The organism is Exiguobacterium sp. s40, assembly GCF_018617905.1.
GTDB lineage: Bacteria > Bacillota > Bacilli > Exiguobacteriales > Exiguobacteriaceae > Exiguobacterium > Exiguobacterium mexicanum_A.
Genome location: NZ_JACSLC010000002.1, coordinates 202866 through 224959, shown reverse-complemented (window position 1 = coordinate 224959; position 22094 = coordinate 202866). Strand labels below are relative to the sequence as shown.

24 protein-coding genes are annotated in these 22094 nt (G+C 55.0%); 10 read left to right on the top strand and 14 right to left on the bottom strand.

Annotated features, from left to right (window positions below; all coding sequences use genetic code 11):
- The first annotated feature begins 23 nt into the window (after nucleotides 1–23).
- Complete coding sequence (gene glpK, locus KNP02_RS02790) at nucleotides 24–1541, top strand: glycerol kinase GlpK (protein WP_214707253.1); 1518 nt, start codon at nucleotides 24–26, stop codon at nucleotides 1539–1541.
- Nucleotides 1542–1582: 41 nt separating this feature from the next.
- On the opposite strand, the gene KNP02_RS02785 is transcribed toward glpK, so the two are convergent.
- The 11 genes from KNP02_RS02785 to cspD form a co-directional block, all read right to left on the bottom strand.
- Entirely contained in the window at nucleotides 1583–2719 is a 1137-nt protein-coding gene (locus tag KNP02_RS02785) for a PDZ domain-containing protein (protein WP_214707252.1), read from the bottom strand.
- A gap of 40 nt (nucleotides 2720–2759) precedes the next feature.
- Nucleotides 2760–4163: a S41 family peptidase gene (locus KNP02_RS02780; protein ID WP_214707250.1), complete on the bottom strand. Its 1404-nt coding sequence runs from the start codon at nucleotides 4161–4163 to the stop codon at nucleotides 2760–2762.
- Between the two features lie 99 nt (nucleotides 4164–4262).
- Nucleotides 4263–5621, bottom strand: coding sequence for a murein hydrolase activator EnvC family protein (locus KNP02_RS02775; protein ID WP_214707248.1), 1359 nt, complete (start codon nucleotides 5619–5621; stop codon nucleotides 4263–4265).
- Between the two features lie 30 nt (nucleotides 5622–5651).
- Complete coding sequence (gene ftsX / locus KNP02_RS02770) at nucleotides 5652–6554, bottom strand: permease-like cell division protein FtsX (RefSeq protein WP_214707246.1); 903 nt, start codon at nucleotides 6552–6554, stop codon at nucleotides 5652–5654.
- Nucleotides 6544–7230, bottom strand: a complete 687-nt coding sequence (ftsE, locus tag KNP02_RS02765; RefSeq protein WP_214707244.1) for a cell division ATP-binding protein FtsE — start codon at nucleotides 7228–7230, stop codon at nucleotides 6544–6546. The genes ftsX and ftsE overlap by 11 nt, the downstream gene beginning before the upstream one ends.
- 378 nt (nucleotides 7231–7608) lie before the next feature.
- Nucleotides 7609–7941: a cytochrome c551 gene (cccB, locus tag KNP02_RS02760; RefSeq protein WP_214707242.1), complete on the bottom strand. Its 333-nt coding sequence runs from the start codon at nucleotides 7939–7941 to the stop codon at nucleotides 7609–7611.
- A gap of 108 nt (nucleotides 7942–8049) precedes the next feature.
- Nucleotides 8050–8907, bottom strand: coding sequence for a YitT family protein (locus tag KNP02_RS02755; protein ID WP_021065415.1), 858 nt, complete (start codon nucleotides 8905–8907; stop codon nucleotides 8050–8052).
- Nucleotides 8908–8968: 61 nt separating this feature from the next.
- Nucleotides 8969–10069 carry a peptide chain release factor 2 gene (prfB, locus tag KNP02_RS02750; RefSeq protein ID WP_214707240.1) on the bottom strand — a complete coding sequence of 367 codons (1101 nt, stop codon included), beginning with the start codon at nucleotides 10067–10069 and terminating at the stop codon, nucleotides 8969–8971.
- A 54-nt stretch (nucleotides 10070–10123) separates the two neighbouring features.
- The gene (secA, locus tag KNP02_RS02745; protein WP_214707231.1) at nucleotides 10124–12646 is read right to left on the bottom strand and encodes a preprotein translocase subunit SecA; all 2523 of its coding nucleotides are present in this window, start codon (nucleotides 12644–12646) and stop codon (nucleotides 10124–10126) included.
- A 142-nt stretch (nucleotides 12647–12788) separates the two neighbouring features.
- Nucleotides 12789–13349: a ribosome hibernation-promoting factor, HPF/YfiA family gene (hpf, locus tag KNP02_RS02740; RefSeq protein ID WP_214707229.1), complete on the bottom strand. Its 561-nt coding sequence runs from the start codon at nucleotides 13347–13349 to the stop codon at nucleotides 12789–12791.
- 314 nt (nucleotides 13350–13663) lie between these two features.
- On the bottom strand, nucleotides 13664–13861 hold the full coding sequence (gene cspD, locus KNP02_RS02735; protein WP_021065411.1) for a cold-shock protein CspD: 198 nt from the start codon (nucleotides 13859–13861) through the stop codon (nucleotides 13664–13666).
- Nucleotides 13862–14134: 273 nt separating this feature from the next.
- Here cspD and KNP02_RS02730 point away from each other — a divergent pair, with 273 nt between their 5' ends.
- From KNP02_RS02730 to KNP02_RS02695, 8 genes are all read left to right on the top strand, one after another.
- The gene (locus KNP02_RS02730; RefSeq protein ID WP_214707226.1) at nucleotides 14135–14629 is read left to right on the top strand and encodes a competence protein ComK; all 495 of its coding nucleotides are present in this window, start codon (nucleotides 14135–14137) and stop codon (nucleotides 14627–14629) included.
- Between the two features lie 89 nt (nucleotides 14630–14718).
- Complete coding sequence (locus KNP02_RS02725; RefSeq protein WP_251129113.1) at nucleotides 14719–16383, top strand: hypothetical protein; 1665 nt, start codon at nucleotides 14719–14721, stop codon at nucleotides 16381–16383.
- Nucleotides 16384–16392: 9 nt separating this feature from the next.
- A complete protein-coding gene (locus tag KNP02_RS02720) occupies nucleotides 16393–16683 on the top strand; it encodes an EscU/YscU/HrcU family type III secretion system export apparatus switch protein (protein ID WP_131472867.1) in 291 nt (96 codons plus the stop codon).
- Nucleotides 16680–17060, top strand: a complete 381-nt coding sequence (locus KNP02_RS02715; protein WP_214707224.1) for a flagellar export chaperone FliS — start codon at nucleotides 16680–16682, stop codon at nucleotides 17058–17060. The genes KNP02_RS02720 and KNP02_RS02715 overlap by 4 nt, the downstream gene beginning before the upstream one ends.
- The gene (locus KNP02_RS02710; protein WP_214707223.1) at nucleotides 17044–17868 is read left to right on the top strand and encodes a flagellin N-terminal helical domain-containing protein; all 825 of its coding nucleotides are present in this window, start codon (nucleotides 17044–17046) and stop codon (nucleotides 17866–17868) included. Before KNP02_RS02715 ends, KNP02_RS02710 begins: the two co-directional genes overlap by 17 nt.
- 20 nt (nucleotides 17869–17888) lie before the next feature.
- On the top strand, nucleotides 17889–18332 hold the full coding sequence (locus KNP02_RS02705; RefSeq protein ID WP_214707221.1) for a YaaR family protein: 444 nt from the start codon (nucleotides 17889–17891) through the stop codon (nucleotides 18330–18332).
- A 9-nt stretch (nucleotides 18333–18341) separates the two neighbouring features.
- A complete protein-coding gene (locus KNP02_RS02700; RefSeq protein WP_214707219.1) occupies nucleotides 18342–19007 on the top strand; it encodes a DUF2225 domain-containing protein in 666 nt (221 codons plus the stop codon).
- A gap of 251 nt (nucleotides 19008–19258) precedes the next feature.
- Complete coding sequence (locus KNP02_RS02695) at nucleotides 19259–19759, top strand: DUF1572 family protein (RefSeq protein WP_214707217.1); 501 nt, start codon at nucleotides 19259–19261, stop codon at nucleotides 19757–19759.
- 32 nt (nucleotides 19760–19791) lie between these two features.
- On the opposite strand, the gene KNP02_RS02690 is transcribed toward KNP02_RS02695, so the two are convergent.
- The 3 genes from KNP02_RS02690 to KNP02_RS02680 form a co-directional block, all read right to left on the bottom strand.
- Nucleotides 19792–20433, bottom strand: coding sequence for a DUF4352 domain-containing protein (locus KNP02_RS02690; protein ID WP_251130727.1), 642 nt, complete (start codon nucleotides 20431–20433; stop codon nucleotides 19792–19794).
- A 149-nt stretch (nucleotides 20434–20582) separates the two neighbouring features.
- A complete protein-coding gene (locus KNP02_RS02685) occupies nucleotides 20583–21212 on the bottom strand; it encodes a DUF4352 domain-containing protein (protein ID WP_214707215.1) in 630 nt (209 codons plus the stop codon).
- A gap of 149 nt (nucleotides 21213–21361) precedes the next feature.
- Nucleotides 21362–21547, bottom strand: a complete 186-nt coding sequence (locus KNP02_RS02680; RefSeq protein WP_029595024.1) for a hypothetical protein — start codon at nucleotides 21545–21547, stop codon at nucleotides 21362–21364.
- Nucleotides 21548–21706: 159 nt separating this feature from the next.
- On the opposite strand from KNP02_RS02680, the gene KNP02_RS02675 reads away from it, so the two are divergent.
- Nucleotides 21707–22084: a DUF3021 family protein gene (locus KNP02_RS02675; protein ID WP_214707213.1), complete on the top strand. Its 378-nt coding sequence runs from the start codon at nucleotides 21707–21709 to the stop codon at nucleotides 22082–22084.
- Nucleotides 22085–22094 lie beyond the last annotated feature (10 nt).

The following is a 22094-nucleotide window of genomic DNA, read 5'->3' as shown; positions in this document are numbered from 1 at the left end:
AATTTCTAAGGAGGCTCTCTCATATGGAGAAAGAAAAACGCTACATTTTAGCACTTGACCAAGGAACGACAAGCTCACGGGCGATCATCTTCGACCACGACGGAAAAATCGTCACGACCGCTCAGCGTGAGTTCAAACAATACTTCCCTAAGCCAGGCTGGGTCGAGCATAACGCCAATGAGATTTGGGGTTCTGTCCTCGCCGTCATGGCCGAGGCGTTCGGTTCGGCCGACATCGATCCAAAAGAGATCGCAGCAATCGGGATCACGAACCAACGGGAAACAGCCGTCGTCTGGGAGAAGTCGACAGGACGTCCGGTCTATAACGCCGTCGTCTGGCAATCGCGTCAAACAGCCGGTATTTGTGATGAGTTGAAGGAAGCCGGTCATGCCGACTTGTTCCGCGATAAGACAGGCCTCTTGATTGACGCCTACTTCTCAGGCACGAAAGTCAAATGGATCCTCGACAACGTCGAAGGCGCCCGTGAGAAAGCCGAAGCCGGTGACCTCCTCTTCGGAACGATCGACACTTGGCTCATCTGGAAACTGTCAGGCGGCCACGCCCACGTCACGGACTACTCGAACGCGTCACGGACGCTCATGTACAACATCTATGAGCAGAAGTGGGACGATGAGTTGCTCGAGATCTTGACGGTACCGAAGTCGATGCTCCCGGAAGTCAAACCGTCGAGTGAAGTGTACGCCAACACGATCCCGTACCACTTCTTCGGCTTCGAAGTTCCGATCGCCGGCGCGGCCGGTGACCAACAGGCTGCCCTCTTCGGTCAGGCCTGCTTCGAGTCAGGAGAAGGTAAGAACACGTACGGTACAGGTTGCTTCATGCTCATGAACACGGGCGAAGAAGCCGTCAAGTCGGACCATGGTCTGCTCACGACGATCGCATGGGGATACAATGGTAAAGTCGAATATGCGCTCGAAGGTTCGATCTTCGTAGCCGGTTCGGCCATCCAATGGCTCCGTGACGGACTCCGTATGCTCAAGTCGGCGAAAGACACGGAACAGTACGCCAACCGCGTCGAGACGACAGACGGCGTCTACGTCGTCCCAGCCTTCGTCGGACTTGGTGCCCCGTATTGGAACTCGGACGTCCGTGGTGCCATCTTCGGCCTCACGCGCGGGACGGAGAAAGAACATTTCGTCCGGGCGACGCTCGAGTCACTCGCCTATCAGACGCGCGATGTCTTGACGGCGATGGAACAAGATTCTGGCATCGAGTTGAAGACGCTCCGCGTCGACGGCGGTGCGGTCAACAACAACTTCCTCATGCAGTTCCAAGCGGACATCTTGGACGTCCCGGTCGAACGGCCTGAAGTGAGCGAGACGACGGCTCTCGGTGCCGCCTATCTCGCCGGTCTCGCCGTCGGGTTCTGGAAAGACCAAGCAGAGATCAAACAACAGTGGAAACTCGACCATCAGTTCGAACCGAAGATGGACGAAGCACACCGCGAAAATCTGTATAAAGGCTGGCAACACGCAGTCGAAGCGACAATGGGCTTCAAACCATCAAAACTTGAACTTTAATTGAACGCACGAAAGGGAGCATCCGCCAAGGATGCTCCCTTTTATAGTTTCCGTAACCGCAGACGCGGGCTCGCCGGTTCGGCGACGAACAAGATGCCGAGCTCGTGCGGGTCGGTCTCGTACATCGCCCGTTGCACGAAACGGATGTCTCCGTTCAAGTTGAGCACCTCGAGCTTGATGTACGGTTTATGCGACTGGAGCGCCTCATAGAAGCTGCTCCCGCCCGTGATGACGGTCCCGTTCACTTTGTAGATCGATTCGCCCGGGATGAGCTGCATCGCCTCGCCCGGTGAGCCCGGGAGCGTGTCGATGATGACCGCTCCTCGGTTGCCGTTGATGAACACCGGCGTCGTCCCTCGATTCTCTCGCTTGATGAGTTGTAGCGCCAACTCATACAACACGAACAGACCGAGCAAGATGTAGGCCGCGTACGGGACGTCGATGGCGTAGGAAGCTCCGAACAAACCGATGGCGATGAGCGCGAGCAGGCCGCGATATAGGCTCAAGCGGCCGAGGAGCGTCCCTGGGAGTGCTCCCGTCGACAGCAGGCTGACCCCGATCGGGATCGGCAAGATGATCGGCACTGGGCCGTCGAGACCGAAGGACGGGGGTAAGAAGACGACAAGCGGGAAGAACCAGAGTCGTTTGACGACGTGGCCGCCGATGAACTGGCCCCGTTTGGACAAGATGAGCGTCGGTGACGTCTCGACCGGACCGTTCCACCGTAAGAGAATCGCCTCCGCGAGCGTCACGACACCGAACACGAGCGCATACACCGGCCAGTCGACCTCGGCCAATCGATCCATCCACCCTGTCAGTCCCCCATACTCGATGACGTCACGAAGCGCGACTGCCGTCAGCATGATCAAAAATGGGAACGCCGGGCTGCTGAAACGCGGGTGCATCGTCAAGACGATAAGCGCGTACAGCACGCTGAACGTCACGACCCATTCCCAGTTGACGGTCGTCTCGAGCAGAATCAGCGCCGCCGAACCGATGACGGCGAGGAGCAGGCTTGGCCATAGAAAATGGCGCCAGTCCGATTTCGGCGAACGCCGACGCGAGCGAAACATGCCCCGCTCCCGTTTGATACGCGTCGTGGATATGTAAGCGAGGGCGACGAGCGTCGCCCAGAGTAGCGGACTACCGATCAAGGTCAACAAAGCAGTAAAACTCATTCGTAGAACGTCCACACTTGTCCAATCCTTTCCCTAATCCTTATTTTGCAGCTTCTTCGAGCGCGCGATTCAATTGGGCATCGTTCGCCTCATCTTGAATCTCCTCGAGCAAGCGTGACTCGAGCGCCGACGCCGTCGCTTCATTGATGATCCCGTCTTCCGGCAAGTTGTTGTCGGCTTGGAAGGCACTGACGGCACGGCCCATCGTATCACCGAAATAGCCCGGCTGTCCGCCTGGTTCATAGCCGATGCCCGTCAACACGGTATGCAAGTTCGAGACCGCTTCCCCGTAGTCCCCGACTTTGAGCGTATCCGCGTCGGCGAGGATGCGGGTGACATTGAAGTAGTCTGGTTGATCGACCTCGACGTCCGGTTCGATGCCTTTCTCGTTAATCCAGTTTCCGTCCGGTGTGAGCCATTTGCTCGTCGTCAGCTTCAAGTTGCTGCCGTCCTCTAAATCGAACGCCGTCTGCACGACGCCTTTCCCGAACGTCTTGTTGCCGATGATCGTGGCCCCGGCCCCTTCTTTGAGGGCTCCGGCCAAAATTTCAGACGCCGATGCCGACCCTTCGTCCGTCAAGACGAACAAGTCGTACGGCTTCGCTTCCCGGGCACGGCCGCTCTGCGACTCACGGTCCCCATCCGCATTCTCGATTTGGACGACCGGTTTGTTCGTCGGGACGAATCCTTCGGTCATCTCGATGACGGCAGGAAGCAATCCACCCGGGTTGCCTCGTACGTCGATGATCAGGCTATCGATCCCTTCCGATTCGAGCGTCTCGAGCTGCTCTAAAAATTCGTCCGCCGTCGGTTCGGAGAACTGGGTCACCTCGATATAACCGATTTTCTTTCCATCTTGCTCTTTCACTTCCGAGTAGACGGTCTCAATCGGAATCGTATCGCGTGTAATCTCGTAGTCGGCCTCTTGGCCGCCGCGCTGAATCGTCAGCGTAACGACGGTCCCTTTCTCGCCCCGGATGAGTTGAACCGCCTCTTCGACGGCCATCCCTTCAATCGATTCCCCGTCGACCGCTGTGATGACATCACCGGACCGAAGACCTGCCGCTTCGGCTGGTGCGCCTTTGATTGGAGCGACGATTAAGATGTCTTCTCCTTTCTTCTCCAAAGTCGCGCCGATTCCTTCAAAGCTCGACTCGATTGAGTCGGTGAACTGTGACGTCTCTTCGGCATCGAGGAAGTCCGAGTACGGGTCGTCGAGCGCTGCCGTCATCCCGTCGAGGGCACCGGTCAATAAATCCTCTTCCGAAATATCCTTCAATGAATGCGTCTCAATCAATTTTCGGACTTGGTCGACTTTGTCCCAACCTTCCGCTTTCGGTTGAATCGGCAGCGCCGTATCCGTAAACGCCATCGTCGCGAGCCCAGCACCAGCTCCGGCAACGAACGTGGCACCGGCTAATAATCCTGCGGTTGTATTTTTCACGGGTGATTCCCTCTTTTCTCTTTGTCAGTCTTTCATTCAGTATAGCAAAAAGTTCAGAAAAACGGACGCGTTCCACAAATTTGGAACACGTCCGTCTCATCAGTAACCGATATAAGGACCCGGGTCGACCGCATTCGGTTGCCCTGGCGCCCATTGTCCGCGATGTAATTCGAAGTGGAGATGCGGTCCCGTCGACCAGCCCGTGTTGCCGAGCGTACCGACGGTCTGGCCAGCGGACACCGTTTGCCCAGACGAGACCGTGATCGAGTCGAGATGGGCGTAGACGGTCGTCCAGACGGCCCCACCGACGATGTGGGAGACGAAGACGACGTTGCCGTATCCTGTCGCCGGCGCCGCCTTGATGACGATGCCTGGTGCCGCCGCGACGATCGGGGTCCCGGTCGCATTGACGAGATCGATGCCGCGATGCGACTCCGCCACGCCTGTCAATGGGTTTTGGCGAGGACCGAACGGGCTCGACACGTAACCGGACACCGGACGGACGAACGAGGTCGCTGGCCCCGACACATTCGTCGGGGCTTCCGCAGGCGGTGGGGTCGTCGGTGCTGGTGAGGCCGTGGCCTTCTCGTCCGACTGTCCTTTCGCTTCCGCTGCGGCTTTGGCCTCGGCCTGTGCTTTCGCCTCTGCTTCCACCTTCGCCCGTGCTTCCGCTTCGGCTCGAGCCTGCGCTTCGGCCGCTTCTCGTTCCGCCGTAGCGATTGCTTCGAGCTGCCCGGCGATGATGCGGCTCTGTTCGTTCATGAGCGCCTGCTCTTCAGCACGGCTCATTTTTTCAAGTTCGAGCAGTTCGACCTGTTCGTTCAGCTCCGACAACAAGTCGCGCTTCTGTTCGGCGGCGACGTCGAGCGCTTGTTTCGTCACGACGAGCTCACGTTCTTTTTGTTTCAAGAATGACAGCTGCGTCCGTTGCCGTGCCTCGAGCGTTTCGAGCCGCTCGACTTCATTCATGTAGGTATGTATGAGGTCCCGGTCCTGCTCCGCGATCGTCTGCGCGGTCAACAGCCGCGTCACGAAGTCTCCGAACGAGCGGGACTCGAAGACGACTTGGAGATAGGACCGGTCCTCGTGTACTTGAAGCACACGAAGACGCTCACTAAGGAGCGCCTTCTGGCTTTCGAGGTACTGCCCTTGGGCAGCGAGTTGATCACGGGTTTCCTCGAGCTCAGTGCGCGCCGCGTCCGCTTCTTCCTGCTGGACGGCGATCTGTTCACTTAATCCCTCGAGACTTTCATTGACGGCGCGAATCTCTGTCGATACCGCGTCGCGTTCCGCCTCGGTGATGTCGAGCTCGGCGTCCGTCTCGTCTTGCGCTTTCTTGGACTCCTCCAATTGATTGGATAGACGATCTTGTCGTGCTTTCAGCGTGTCTTTCTCCGTCGCCATGACCGGCGAGACAAGTAGCGTCAAACTTAATCCAAGCGCAAGCGAACGTTTCATCCGCCAACTCCTCCTCATATTTAAATTAGATTAAACTTTCAAGAACCGACCGAGTGATGTCGTCGAGCCCCAGATCCCGATGAAAGCACCGAGCGCCAAGAGGACGAGCGACACTTGTGTCGTCAGTACCGATGGATCAATCAATTTAAATATATCACTGTTCAGTTGATCTAGCGATGGTTGTAAAGCACTATATGCGACGTCATAACCGAAGTAGATGACAGCGATCGGGATGAGCGCGCCGAGCACACCGAGGAGAAGTCCTTCGATGAAGAACGGCCAGCGAATGAAGCTGTTTTTCGCCCCGACGAGACGCATGATTTCAATCTCGCGACGGCGTGAGAAGATCGTCATCTTGATTGTGTTCGAGATGAGGAACATCGCCATGAGTGTGAGACCGACGATTAACGCAAGTCCACCGATGCGAATCCCATTGAAGAAGGCGAACATCTTGTCGATATAGTCCTGTCCGTATGTGACCTTATCGACGTTGTCGAGTGATTGTACCGCTTTTGCAACCGTCTCCGTGTTGAGCGGGTCTGACGCCTTGACGATATAGCGGTCATGGAGCGGGTTGTCTTTCTCGACCGTCCCATAGGCGTTGGCATCTTCCCCGAGTTGGTTACGGAAGTTCTCCAGTTCCTCTTCTTTCGAACTGAACGTGACCGACGCGACGCCTGGAATCTGCTCTATATTCTCGCCGAGCTTCTCGACGTTCGCTTCCTCCGCGGTCCGGGTGACGAACACTTGGATTTCGACGTCGTTCTCGACGTTCTCCGAGATCTCATTGACGTTGAACATGACGAGGGCGAACACCCCGACGAGTAACAAGGTGATGGTGACGGCACTGACAGCCGCAAACGTCATCCACCCGTTGCGAAGTGTTCCCTTGAACCCTTCGCGTAGATGACGGATTCCACTTTTAAATATCATAGCCATATGCTCCTTTCTCTTCATCGCGGACGACTTTTCCGTTCTCGATCGCGATGACGCGATGACGGATCTTGTCGACGATATCACGGTTGTGCGTCGCCATGACGATCGTGGCCCCGCGACGGTGAATCTCTTCAAATACTTCCATGATGCCCCAAGCCGTGTCCGGGTCTAAGTTACCGGTCGGCTCGTCGGCGATGATGAGCTTAGGCTTATTGACGATGGCACGGGCGATCGACACACGTTGCTGCTCCCCACCCGACAGTTCGTCCGGATAGTTGCGCGCCTTGTGCTTCAGGCCGACGAGGTTCAACACGTCCATGACCTGTTTGCGCATCGTGCCCGTGTCGGCTTGAACGACCTCGAGTGCGAACGCGACGTTCTCATATACCGTCAAAGACGGCAACAACTTGTAGTCTTGGAAGATGACGCCGAGTTGACGGCGCAGTTTTGGGACGTGGCGGTTTTTCAGTTTGCCGACGTCAATCCCGTCAATCATGAGCTGACCGCTCGACGGTTTTTCCTCCCGATAAATCATTTTCATGAACGTCGATTTCCCGGCGCCGGATGGTCCGACGACGTATAGAAATTCGCCGTCTTCGATCTTCAAATCGAGGTCGTCGACTGCGACGACGCCGTTTGGATATACTTTGCTGACTTTTTGCATCGATATCATAACGTATTCCCTACCCTTTTTATATATTTTCCATGCATCTATGACGAATTCTGAATTGGTTTCATCGAATTGATTCGTTAAGTGAATATTTTCGCCTAGCCTCTGTTCTACACGATAATCAGATAACCTGTCAAGCGACCATATAACAGTCACCCCTATCCAATTCATCGCTGAGGCGATAGTTCAAGCGCCTACAATTATAACAATCGAACTTTTAAATAACCATTACAGGATTGTTTCAGTTGGATGGAGTTCGGTGGGAAATTGTCGAAATGAAGATGGGCTTCACGAGATCGACACAGACGGTGAAACGCAAATTCAAAAAGGCACTCGCGGACGCGAATGCCTTAGTCAAATCACGAGTTTCCCGTGCCTTGATTATTTTTTCTCAGCGAGCCAAGCCGCGACCGCTGTGATTTCTTCGTCTCCCTCGATCACGTTCGCAGGCATGGCGCCTTTCCCGTTTTTGATAATTTCTTCGATTTCACTAGCCGACAGACGTGAACCGACGTCCGAAAGTTTCGGACCGCTCATGCCTTCTAAGTTCGCGCCGTGGCACGCCGCACAGTTTTGGGCGTAGACCGCTTCCGCGTCGACCGACGCCGTGTTCGCGCCGTCCCCGTTGCTCGTCGACTCTTCTTCATCGCCACCGCCGCACGCACCGAGCGTGAGCATGGCGCCAAGTCCAATCGCCATCATCCATTTCTTCATAATCAGGTTCCCCTCCTAAGTTGTAGAAATAACCTCCTTTTACCATTATAGCCGTTATGAACCGCTTTCTAACCTAATCTCATGAAAAATACACAAAGATTCCACAACTCACGGCACGTTGATATAGCGTTTGTCGGATGTGAATCCTTGCCCCATCACCTCGTGCGCCTCGCTGAAGATGAGGAACGCATCGGGATCGATGCGACGGATGATCTCTTTCAGACGACTCACCTCGTTTTGACGGACGACGACGAGAAGCATTGGCCGCTCGAGACGCGAGTACGCCCCGATCGCCTGGATCTCCGTCGCGCCCCGGTCGAGCTCGTCGAAGACGGCGCGCGTGATAACGTCCCGCTTCTCCGAGATGACGTATGCCATCTTGTCCTGCGTGAAGCCGAGCTGGACGAAGTCGATCATCTTGATCGTGATGAACAGCGCGATCAGTGCGTACAGTCCCGTCGTGAACGAGAACGTGACCGCAGCGACGAGGACGACCGCCCCGTCGAGGATGGCGATACAGAGATAGAGCGGGATGTGGGTGAACTTATGTAGGATCTGCGCGAGCAAATCCATTCCCCCGGTCGAGGCCCGTCCCCGGAAGATGAGCCCGAGACCGATCCCGACGCCGGCCCCGCCGAAGATGGCCGCGAGCAGCGTGTCATTGACGGCCGCCCCCGCATCAATTGCTTCATAAAATAAGATCACGCCCGGTAAGAAGATTGACCCGACGAGCGACTTGACGCCGAAGCCAAGCCCGAGGATCATCCAGCCGACGAGGAGGAGCAACACGTTCGACACAAGCTGGAACGCCCCTGGCGAGATGTTGAACAGCTCATACGTGATGATCGAGATCCCGCTGACGCCACCCGAGGCGAGGTTGTTCGGCAATAGGAACAAGCTGAACGCCGAGGCGACGAAGACGGACCCGGTCAGTAAATAGATGTAGTCTTTGACGATTTGCTTCATTAAAGGTTTTCTCCTCTACATACAACGTGGCCCAAAGACGTCAGTCCTTGAGCCACTTGCATCACATATTTGTCTTGCGGAGGTAAGCGTCGATAAAGCCCATGATGTCGCCATCCATGACGCCGCTCGTGTTCCCGACCTCATAGCTCGTGCGGTGGTCTTTGACCATCGCGTACGGGTGGAAGACGTACGAGCGGATTTGGCTGCCCCAGCCGATGTCTGTTTTCTCGCCGCGGATCTCATCGAGCTTGCGTTGCTGCTCGTCGAGTTCGCGTTGATACAGTTTCGCTTTAAGCATCTTCATCGCCGCTTCGCGGTTCTTGATTTGCGAACGTTCAGCCTGACACGAGACGACGACACCTGTCGGCACGTGCGTGATCCGGACGGCCGAATCGGTCGTGTTGATGTGCTGACCGCCGGCACCCGACGCGCGGTACGTGTCGATGCGGAGGTCTTCCGTCTTCACTTCGATCTCAATGTCGTCATTGAACTCCGGCATGACATCACACGAGACGAACGATGTATGACGGCGGCCTGACGAGTCGAACGGCGAGATGCGGACCAATCGGTGAATCCCTTTCTCCGCTTTCAAATAGCCGTAGGCGTTATGCCCGACGATACGGAGCGTGACCGACTTGACGCCGGCCTCTTCGCCCGCAAGGTAGTCGACCGTCTCGACTTTCCAGCCTTGCTTGTCAGCGAAACGTTGATACATGCGCAGCAGCATCGATGCCCAGTCTTGCGATTCGGTACCGCCCGCCCCTGGGTGCAACTCAAGGATGGCGTTGTTCGCGTCATACGGTCCGTTCAAGAGGATCTCAAGTTCGAACGCGTCGAAATCGGCCTTGAGCGCCGTCACCATTTCCGAGAGTTCTTCTTGCATCTCGGCGTCCGGCTCTTCTTTGATGAGTTCAAGCGTGACTTCGCCGTCCTCATGGCCGTCCGCAAGCTGTTGATACTTGTCGACCATCGCTTTGAGCGCGTTCGACTCATCGATGACTTTTTGCGCCTTCTCTTGGTTGTCCCAGAAGTCCGGGTACGTCATCTCGTTCTCAAGCTCGGCGATGCGGGCCTGCTTCTCTGTCAGGTTGAGCGATTGGCGATAATTCTCGAGGCGTTTCGCCATCGCCTCGAGTTCGTTGCGAATATCTGAAATTTCCATAGTGTAGGTCACCTTTCCGTAGGAAAGAGGCGAGCGGGCTCGCCTCTTTCAAAATTAAGCCTGTTGTTTGCCGTGGCAGTTTTTGAACTTCTTGCCTGAACCACACCAGCACGGGTCGTTGCGCCCGAGCCGTTGGTCTTCAGAGCGACGGACCGGCTTTTTCTTCACCGGCGTGTCGTCCTTGCCAGACACTGCCACTTCCTCCTCGACGACTTTCTCGCGTCGAAGGTTGTCGCCGACTTCGGCACGGAGCACGAAGCCGGTCACTTCTTCGGAGATGGCCGCGTTCATCGCATCGAACATGTTGATCCCTTCCGCCTGATACTCACGGAGCGGGTCGTTCTGCCCGTAAGCGCGCAAGTGAATCCCTTGACGAAGCTGGTCCATATGGTCGATGTGCGCCATCCAGTGCGAATCGACGGCACGGAGAACGATGATCTTCTCGAACTCGTTGAAGCGTTCCGGCGGCGCGAGTTGGCGTTTCGCCTCATACTGCGCGTTCGTACGTTCGCTCAACAGCTCGATGATCTCTTCGCGCTCTTTGCCGAAGAAGTCCTTGCCTTCGACCGGTTGCTCGAGGGCAAGCGTCTGGTTGGCCCAGTGCGCGAGTTCCTCGATGTTCCACTCTTCCGGCACGAGTTCGAGCGGCGTATATTGCGCCACGCCCGTCTCGACCGTCTCTTGAATCATCGAACGGACGATGTCCGTGACCGATTCGTTCTCGAGGATGCTGGCCCGGTCTTTGTACATGACTTTCCGTTGGTCGGCCATGACGTTATCGTAGCCGAGGAGCTGCTTCCGTGCGTCATAGTTGTTGCCTTCGACACGTTTTTGAGCCGACTCGACCGCTTTCGAGACCATGCGGCTCTCGATCGGTTGCGTGTCGTCCATGCCGAGGCGCTCCATCATGCTCTGGAGGCTGTCGGTACCGAAGCGGCGCATAAGCTCGTCTTCGAGTGACAAGTAGAACTGGGATTTACCTGGGTCCCCTTGTCGTCCGGCCCGTCCACGGAGCTGGTTGTCGATCCGGCGCGATTCGTGGCGCTCGGTCCCGACGATGTATAATCCGCCGAGCTCGATGACGCCTTCGCCGAGCTTGATGTCGGTACCGCGTCCGGCCATGTTCGTCGCGATCGTGACCGCACCTTTTTGACCGGCGTTCTCGACGATTTCGGCCTCACGAGCATGGTTCTTCGCGTTCAACACTTCGTGTTTGACCTTCTTCTTCGAGAGGAGCTTGCTCAAATACTCCGACGTCTCGACGGCGACCGTCCCGACGAGGACCGGTTGTCCCGTCGCGTGAGCTGCCATGATCTCGTCGACGACGGCTTTGAACTTGCCTTCCATCGATTTGAAGATGAGGTCCGAACGGTCTTCCCGAAGGATCGGTTTGTTCGTCGGGATCGTCACGACCTGCATGTTGTAGATGTTACGGAACTCTTCTTCCTCTGTCTTCGCCGTCCCGGTCATCCCGGCCAGCTTCTCATACATGCGGAAGTAGTTCTGGTACGTGATCGTCGCGAGCGTCATCGATTCGCGTTGAATCTCGACGCCTTCTTTCGCCTCGATCGCCTGGTGCAACCCTTCCGAGTAGCGGCGTCCGTCCATGACCCGACCCGTGAACTGGTCGATGATCATGACTTGGCCGTCGCGGACCATATAGTCGACGTCATGATGCATGACGGCGTTGGCACGAAGGGCGAGCCCGACGTGGTGGTTGACCGAGACGTGCTCGATCGCGAACAAGTTGTCGATGCCGAAGAACTTCTCGGCGAGGTCGACCCCTTTGTCCGTCAAGAGGACCGATTTCGTCTTCACGTCGACCGTGTAGTCGTCCTCGATCTTGAGCGTCCGCACGAACGCGTCGGCCCGTGTATAGAGCTCTGTCGATTTTTGAGCCGAGCCCGAGATGATGAGCGGGGTCCGCGCCTCATCGACGAGAATCGAGTCGACTTCATCGACGATCGTGAAGTAGAGCTCGCGTTGGACACGGTCTTCTTTATAAAGGACCATGTTGTCACGCAAATAATCGAAACCGAGCTCGTTGTTCGTCGAGTACGTGATGTCACAGTTGTATGCCGCCTGCTTCTCGACGCGGTCCATGTTCGACACGTTGAGGCCGACCGAGAGACCGAGCGCGAAGTAGAGCGGCTCCATGAGTTCTTTGTCACGGCGGGCCAAGTATTCGTTGACCGTCACGACGTGGACGCCGCGGCCCGTGAGCGCGTTCAAGTACACCGGAAGGGTCGCGACGAGCGTCTTCCCTTCCCCGGTCTTCATCTCGGCGATGTCGCCGTTATGGAGCACGTAGCCCCCGATGAGCTGGACACGGTAGTGGCGCATGCCGAGCACGCGCTCGGACGCCTCGCGGCAGACCGCGAACGCTTCTGGCAAAATATCGTCAAGCGTCTCGCCCTTGTCCAAACGCTCCCGGAACTCAATCGACTTCGCCTGAAGTGCTTCGTCAGACAATGCCTTGATCGGTTCGGCGAACGACTCGACGAGGTCGGCCGCTTTTTCTGCTTTTTTCAATACTCGTTTCTGTGGAGCAAATAAATCTTTCAAAAAGTTCGCCATACGCTTTATCTCCTCTGCATTCACTGAAAAAATGCATGTTTTTTCCCTAATGTACAGTTTAACCGAAGTGACCCTTGCTTTCAAGGAAAGGCAAAAGGAAACGGCCCTCCGAGTCGGAGGGCCGTGTGGTTTCAAGGTTGAATTATTCAGGTTCGATCAAGCCGTATTTGCCGTCTTTACGACGGTAGACGACGTTCGTATTGCCCGTCTCTGCGTCTGAGAAGACGAAGAAGCTGTGACCGAGCATGTCCATCTGAAGAATCGCTTCTTCCGTGTCCATCGGTTTGAGCGTGAAGCGCTTCGTCCGCACGAGTTCGAGTTCTGCCTCGTCCTCGTCATAGACGACCACGTCTTCGGAACCTTCGAGTGATTTGAAGTACTCGCCGATACCGCCATCTTTGGCACGCGATTTACGGTTGAGTTTCGTTTTGTGTTTACGGATTTGACGTTCCAATTTGTCGACGACGAGGTCGATTGCCGCGTACATGTCGAGGTTGGTCTCCTCAGCACGGAGCAACAAGTTCGGCATCGGGATCGTCACTTCCACTTTTTGTTTCTCATTGTACACTTTCAAGTTGACGTAAGCCGTCTGTGCATCCGTAGGAGTTGTGAAATACCGAGTCAATTTGTCCAGCTTTTTCTCGACATAGTCTTGGATGGCTGGTGTGACTTCAATGTTTTCGCCGCGAATGTTATAAATCATCTGAACTCCTCCTTAAAATAACCGCTTGACCCAATGATTCGTCAGATTGGACCGAATCTCCTGCTTCATTTCTGAAAAGAAAGTGGAACCAGGTGGCTCATATATAGTATACCCCGAATCCGAATCGTTTGAAAACGTTATCATCAGAAAATAATGACAATTTTGTTCCAACAGGTCCGTCTTCCACGTGAATCGGTGGTATAGAAACAAACTACCCTTTCTACCCGTTCTTAAACGCGATTTTGATTGGAAAGGACATTATGTGAGAAAAACAAAAAAGTCGGCCCCGTTAGGAGCCGACTCGTGGTTCGAAATTATAATTTTGTAACGTTAGCCGCTTGTGGGCCACGCTCGCCATCAACGATTTCAAACTCTACCTCTTGACCTTCGTCAAGTGATTTGTAGCCGTCAGTTTGGATTGCTGAGAAGTGTACGAATACATCTTTGCCGCCTTCTACTTCGATGAATCCAAAACCTTTTTCTGAGTTAAACCATTTTACTTTACCTACCATGTGTAAATCCATTCCTTTCACCATTGAAGAATACAGAGGCTTTCCCTCTATCGGTAATCTTACCACCTTCTTGCAGGCGTGACAAACACTTTCTCAATTTTTTGCAAACGAATGCTCATTTGGCTTACATTGGAATTGTATTTCCCTACTTTTCATATCGCCTTATTGAATTTACATATTTTGTGATATATCATGGAAGGGATGATTTAGGTTTGTGTTCCATCTGTTATGGCCGAGCCTGAAAATCCAATACGAAAAGGACGGTGCAGCTGTATGCGCCCCTACCATTCCGAGGAGAAATACCGGATCACGAAACGGACGGTGGCGATTTTGCCATGTCGAGACATGACGATGCAATCGCGGATCATTCTCGAGGACGGATCTGAGATCATGACGCCGCTCCGGCCCTACCAGCTGTTGCAGCTCTCGTGCCGCCAGTACAGCAGTTCGATCGAGGAACGCATCTTCGTTGCCAAGCGCGTCGCCGGTGTCAAAGGCAAAGTGCCTGTCGTCATCGAACCGACGTCCGGGCTCGTCTTCTTCCCGACGAAGTCCCCGAAGCGCCCTGATTGCGAATGGTACGCCTGGTCCCACATCCGTGACATCTCGAGTGACCCGCTAGAGCCGAACGGCTCGGTCGTCACCCAGGACGGTCACCGGATCCAAACGAACGCGACCGCGTACGTCCTCCGCAACCAGCTGAAAGCGACGGGCGAACTCGTCGCCCGGTTTCAACAATTGAACCAGAACGCCTTGCTCGAATCCTGACCCTTCCGTCGTCCGACGGGAGGTTTTTTTCTGTCGGTTTCGCTTCACTTTTTGAAAAAGAGGTCGATATATTGGTCGAGGTGACAACTATGCAAATCCAAGCCCCATTGACCGCGGCCGTCGCGGTCACGGCCGGTATCCAAACGAACCGGGTCTATAAGGCCGAACTCGTCAAACAGACCGGACCCGACTCCGGCATCGTTAAAATCAACGGCGAGCACGTCGAGGTCACGTTCGAAGGCGGGCTCCCGAAGACGAATCCGTTCCAATTGACGCTCGCCGAACAAGACGGAAAGCTGATCGGGACGATCGTCGTCAAGCCTGAGCCGGAGACGCCGGACACTTCGAGCGGCCAACCGGTGAAACTCGATACGAAGATTCAGGCGTTGCTCGCGTCGCTACCGCCCGAGGTGCGGAGCGCCGTCAGCCGCCTGTTCCAATCAGGACGGTTACCGATGAACGAGGACACGGTGCGACTGCTCGAGACCGTCTTTAAAGGTGACCTGCGCGATGCGGTCCTTTGGCTAAAGACGATCGAGGCACCGACGCTCCCGCGTGACGTCGCCCGCGACATCGCCGTCGCGTCATTAGATGAAGCGAGACAACTGGTGACTCGTCCGGCGCCCGACGCCCCGTACCCGCAGAAAGAACGCTTCATCGAGCACGTCAACTTGTCGCGTCCCGTCAGCGAACGTTTGACACCGACACCGGAGACGGTCGACCGGCTGATTAACGAGTTGCCGGAGCCGCGCCCGACGCGAATCGAGCCGCGCGAGGCGTTACCGCCTGTCCTCGGCCGACCGGTGCTCGTCAAAGAAGTGACGACACATCTCGCGACCGTGACGAATACGTTCCGAAACGAGCAAGTGACGGTCACGAAACAGCTCGGCCAAGTCGCCGCCCTCGTCGAGACGAACCCGCATCAGGCACGCCCCGCGCTCGAGACGGTGTCGACCCGGCTGACGCAACTCATCCAAAAGACGGACGCCTTGTTACATACGAGCACGACCCAAGAGAAGGCGCTCGTCGCGATGACGGCGAAACTCGACGTCGCCCTCGGGCTGCTGTCGACGAAACCTGCCGAGAGCGCCGCGCTCATTAAAGAAGTGCGCACCAGCTTGAACGAGTTCCGCTACGTGCCGAACCATGTCCGGCTCGAATACATCCCGCACCAGGCGACCCGCGCCGGCGAACTGCCGCGCGTCACGCCGTTCAAGGTCGATCCGAACTTATCCGGCCGCGTCATCCAAGAGACGGCGCAGCGCGTCCAGGCGTCGACATTGTCATTGAAAGCTGACGCGGCGACACCTGAAGCGCAGCGGCTCGCCTCGTTCTTCCAAGTCCAACAGACGCTGAACCGGCTCGACGGCGGGCAGCTCCAGCAGCTCATCCTCGCCTTGCCGGCGAAAGTCCAAGAGATCGACACCGGTATCCACGTCCATATCCAAAACCGTGAGGCCGGCGACGTCGTCGACTGGGAGAACAGCGTGCTCTATATCCGGCTCGAGACACCACGTCTCGGAGAGATCGGCGTCAAACTCGAGGCGATCGACCGGAATCTCCGGCTCACGCTCGAACACGATGACCCGGTCGTCGAGACGCTCGCCAAGCCGCTTCTCGGCAAGATCGAGACGACACTCGAGGCGATCGGTTACCGGAGCGTGACGACCCAGTTCCGCCCACTGACGAAGACGGATCGACCGGAGACCGAGCGTCCGACGCTCGAGACGACCGGCTATGATTTCCGCATCTAGGAGGCTGTTATGTATCAACGTATGGATTTGACGAAACGAAAGACGGCCGCCGTCGTCCGCTATGACGAGACGATCGACCGGGCCCCGGTCGTCGTCGCCCGCGGGACAGGCGCCGTCGCCGATAAAATTTTAGATGAGGCAAGATCGCGCGGTGTCGCCATCGAGCACGATCACTCGCTCCTTGGCCACCTGCTCGACCTTGATCTCGGGGATGCGATCCCCCCTCAGCTTTATGACGTCATGGCCGAAGTGCTATTACTGATTGAAGAACTCGACACCATCAAAGGAGACCCATCATGAACCCGAACCGACTATACGAAATGAGCCCGGAAGAGCTGACCCAAGCGATGCTCCACGCGCTCGTCTACCATTATGAACAAGCTAAGACGGCGACGATCGCCGAACGCAACCGCCATTTGCGCCAAGCCCGCGAACTGCTCGCGAAGCTTCATCAAGGACTCCACGACGGCGGCGGCATCATCTCGGCCCAACTCGATGAGCTTTACTTGTATATGGCGAAATCGAGCCTCGAGGCGTTGATCGAACAAGACATGGACAAAATCGAGGAGCTTCACGGTCTCGCGACCGAGCTCGACAAGACGTGGGGCGCGGCGATTGAAAACGCTCGTCTTCAACCCGTACCTTCAGGAGGAAACCGTTATGAAAATTACCAATAACGTGCAAGCACTCAAAGCGTACTCGTCGCTCACGCTCAACCAGGCGACGATGAAAAAGACGATGGACCGCCTCTCGAGCGGCGTCCGCATCAACAAGGCGTCCGACGACGCGGCCGGACTCGCCATCTCCGAGAAGATGCGCATCCGTCTCGACTCACTGTCGATGGCCGAACGCAACACCCTCGACGGCATCTCGCTCACGCAGACGCTCGAAGGCGGGATGAGCGAGACGCACGCCCTCCTGCAACGGATGCGCGAGCTGTCGGTCCAAGCGTCGAATGGTACGCTCAGCGGTGATGACGCCAAAGCGATCCAAGACGAGATCACGGCGCTCACGGCTGAAGTGACCCGGATCGCCGAGACGACCGAGTTCAACTCGAAGAAAATCATGAACGGTGACTTTATCGCCGGCAATGAGACACTCTTCTTCCAACTCGGGGCCGGCAGCGGCGAAGGCGTCGTCTTGAACGTCGACGACATGCGCGCCGGTGCACTCGGAATCGACGGACTGGATGTGACGACGCAAGGTGGCGCCAATGACGCCATCGCCAAGTTCGACGCCGCGATTCAAAAGGTCTCGCTCGAACGCTCGAAGCTCGGTGCCATCCAGAACCGGCTCGAGGCGAACGTGAGCGTCGTCACGATCGGGTCTGAGAACTTGACGGCATCCGAGTCCCGCATCCGCGACGCCGACATGGCACGCGAGATGATGGACTTCGCCCGCCTCAACATCTTGAACCAGTCCGGCATGGCGATGATCGCCCAATCGAATGCATTGCCGCAAGGCGTGCTACAATTGTTGAACTAACTTAAGGAAGGACGGATCCTATGGACATTCGTCGCATCATGGAGACGCAGTCGCTTCACGGCGCCGGGAAGGCGAAACGCCCCGAGGCTGAGCCTGGCGTCTCGTTCCAGAACGTCATCGGCCAAAAACGGGAGGACCGCGAGCACGAGCGCTTCCAGCGCCAAATCGCGGCCATCCACGAGAAAGGCGAACTCCTCGCCGAGAGCCAGACCGTCGAGTCGCTCGCTGAATATAAGCAACTCATTAAAGACTTTATGAAAGACACCGTTGACGCGGCGCTCCGCCTCGAGGACAAACGTGGCTTCAACCGCCGCGGCCGGGCGAAGATTTACAAGATCGTCGAACAGGTCGACCAAAAGCTACTAGCGCTGACAGACCAGGTCATCTCGGGCGAAGCGTCACGTTTGTCGCTCCTCGACCAAGTCGGCGAGATTCGCGGCCTGCTCGTCAACGTATACGTGTGAGGTGAGATGATGGCAGAACATATCTTTTCGAAAAAAGTGAAATGTCCGTATTGCTTGAAACAGAGTGAGACGCCACGCGTCCTGTCGCGCCACATCCGGCCACAGGAAGTCGCGAAGGACGGATACACGACGTACGACGGTGCCAACCCATACTTTTATGAGCCGACTGTTTGCAGTCACTGTCACCTTGTTTTCCATGACTCGTTCGACAAGGTGAGAAAGACACATCGTGAGTCGCTCGAGAATGGCTACTTCGACCGGGTGAACGCGGACGCGCTCACGGGCGACCGCTCGGCCGATCACGTCATCCGACTATACAAGTTCGCCGTCATAACAGCTCAACTGAGTGGACAGAAGCCGTCCGTCGTCGCCATGCTCGGCATGCGTCTCGTCTGGATGTATCGTCTGACGGGGAACGAGGCGTCCGAGAAGGAATGGATGAAACGGACGCTCGACAAGTACAACGAGGTGCAGGAGGCGTACACGGACCAAGTCCGGACCGGCCTCCCATACGACCAGCTCATGTTGCGGATCGCCGACTTGTCGGCCGCACTCGGTCTGTATGAGGACGCAAGGCGTTGGTACGGCATCTTGCTCGGCAGCAAGGAAGTATCGGAGCGGATCCGTACCCAGGCCCGTTCGCATTGGGAAGATTTTAGAATCGAAAACGGCTAAAAGGGAGGGCTGCGGCTCTCCCTTTTCGCATACAAAAAACCGCGCTCATCCACTCACGGACAAACGCGGTCGGCTCTTCACGGGTGAACCCCCAAACCGAAAGGAGATAGACGCGACATGACTCGCATCAAAACCTAAACAGGGCACCCAAGAACCGATCGCGCGGTGGCGTCTTGCACGGTTCCTTCTCAATGATTTTTATCACGTTCAGATTGAGGTATGCTTAGTAGGAATCCAAAGGAGGTCATTCCATGTTTGAAGCCCGCTATATCGAAACGGTACGCTCGATTTTCCAGGAACAGAAACAGCTTGCCGAAGACGCGTTGAAACAAGTGAACGATGAGGACATGCATCGTGTACTCGCGAAAGACACGCTCTCACTCGCAGTCATCGTGCAGCACATCTCGAACAACATGAAGTCCCGCTGGACCGACTTTTTGACGACGGACGGCGAGAAGCCGGACCGAAACCGTGACGCTGAGTTCGAGGACCAACAACAGTCTCGCGCCGAACTGATGGCGACGTGGGACGAACGTTGGCAACTGTTGGACGACGTCTTGGCGAGCCTCACGCCGAAAGACCTTGGCAATACCGTCTTCATCCGCGGCGAAGAGAAGACCGTAATCTGGGCGATTGAGAAACAAGTGTCACACTACAGCTATCACGTCGGACAGATCGTCTTTCTCGCGAAAGTATTCGCTGGCGAGAACTGGAACGTGTTGACGATTCCGTTGCCGCATCAACGACAATAAGAGAACGCGCATCGCGGAGATGCGCGTTCTCTTTATTTGGTGACGTCGATCGTGTATTCATATCGCTCCTCGGCAATTTTACGGAACTGATCATTATAAGGTCCCTCCACAACAAAGCGGACTTCGGTCAGTTCTTCAGGCATTGACTCGACATGGAACAGCACGCCGCCCTCTTTCTTCACCTTTCCTAAAAATTCTCCGCCTACATCCTCGGAGATGACGATGTCAGCATCAACCTGTTCGCCTGTGTTTGTGACGAGCCTGGCTTGGTTTGGATGAAAGCTGACCGTCTCATCACTCGTGTTTTCGACGATGACATTGAATGAGACAATAGTCACTTCTTTTTGATCATCGAAGAAGAAACGATAATCAGAAGCGACTTCTAGACGCAGCGTTTGCACCTTATCGATTTGAAAGATGATTGGCCCAATCGTTTCTTCAATGCCTAAATCACGATTCTTCATGTAAATTTGACTGCGACCAATCTCATCTTCCTGTACTTCAAACTCTTCATCTTGTACCGTTTCTGCTTCTGTCGTCTCTTTTTGGCTGTCTGTCGACGGAACGCTTTCACTTTGGCTGGTAGGTTCGGTAGTAGTCGATGATGACTCCGTGTCTCCACATCCGACTAACACGAGCAAGGGAATGGCTAAGATGAATCCGTACGACTTCAATCCAATCCTCTCCTTTACCTCAAGACTTTTCCAACTTATATAAATCTTATTCCCCATTTTTAAAAGGGCATTCGAGGTAAACGTTAAATTTTTTTGGGTATTACTCTGGACATAAAATGGCCGCACCAGTTCCCTGGCGCGGCCATTGTTTATTTCTCGACATTGATTGTATATTCGTAACGAGATTCTTCAATCGACTCATAGTTCGCGTCCGACGGTCCATCGATGACGACTTTCACGTCTGCTAATTCTTCTGGCATTGCTTTAACGAAGAAGAGGACGTTCCCTTCCTTCTTCACTTTTCCGAGGAACTCGCCGCCGACGTCATCCGAGAACCACAAGTCAGCTGATACTTGTTCTCCCGTGTTCGTCACGAGCGTCGCTTGGTTCGGGTGGAAACTGACGGTATCGTCAATCGTGTTTTCGACGATGACATTCATCGCGACGACTGTCACTTCTTCTTGTCCGTCAAACGAGTCTCGGTACGCCTCGTTGACAGTAAGTCGTGACGTCTGCACTTTATCGATCGCGAAGTTGACAGAGCCAATCGTCTCTTTGATGTCGAGTGCCTTGTTCTTCATGAAGATTTGGTTTGAACCAAGTTCACTCTCCTGCACTTCTGCTTCTTCTGTTGATTCTGCCAGTGGTTCTTCCTTCTTCTCTGCCTCTACAACTTCCTCCGTATCGGTTGCTGTCGTCTTCAGTTCATCGGCCTCTCCGCAGCCTGCAAGCAATGCAAGGGGTAAAGCGAGGATCAATCCGTATCGTTTCATGTTCATCTTAACTCTCTCCTTTTTTCGTGTGAGTGGTGGTTGATAAGATGAGCATACTGGATTGTCTAGCATGACCGGTGTAAGAAAACGTATAGGGTCGTCACCCTGAATAAATAAAAGTCAAGGTCCGTGATTGGACCTTGACTTCACATGTTTTATCCTCGTGATTTGAGCTCTTCTTCTTCATACGGATCGGGCCCGTCTTCGATTGGCGCATCGTCTTCGATGTACGCTTCAAGTTTCGGGTCACGTTCCACATACTCATCGTACGCCCCTTCTGGACCATAGACGAAGTAACGACGATCTTTCGACGACTTAGGCTTTACCTTTTTCTCACTCATCTCGTTTCCCTCCCCTTTCCAGAAAAGAAGCAACGGTTACAGTGGTATTTACCCGATTTTATACGAAAACAGACGTCTTTGCATCCTTACATCCCTATTGAAACTTTTTCCAAATCAAATCGTATACAAAGACAACACATGAATGAGAGGACGAGATAGATGAGTTTATTGAAAACAGGACTGGATCGTGGCGTGAAGTGGTTCATGCTATTTGGGTTGCTTGCGATGTATCAATGGTGGAGCGGAAATATGGAAGGTGTACATAATGTGCTCGTTTATGGTGGGATGGCATTCTTCCTCGGTTTGACGAGTGTCATCTATGAAGTGAGACGTTGGTCGTTCCCGAAACAGATTTTAATTCATTGGGTCACGATGCATGTAACGATTCTTCCGCTCGTCATATTAACTGGTTTTCTGCCGGTGTCGTCACTTCAAGATGCCCTGATGGTTTACTTGAAGTTTAATGTGAGCGGGTTGTTCTTATTTAGCGCATCCTATGTAATACAAAAGGCGCGACGGCAAGTTAAAACTTTATGAACGAAAACAG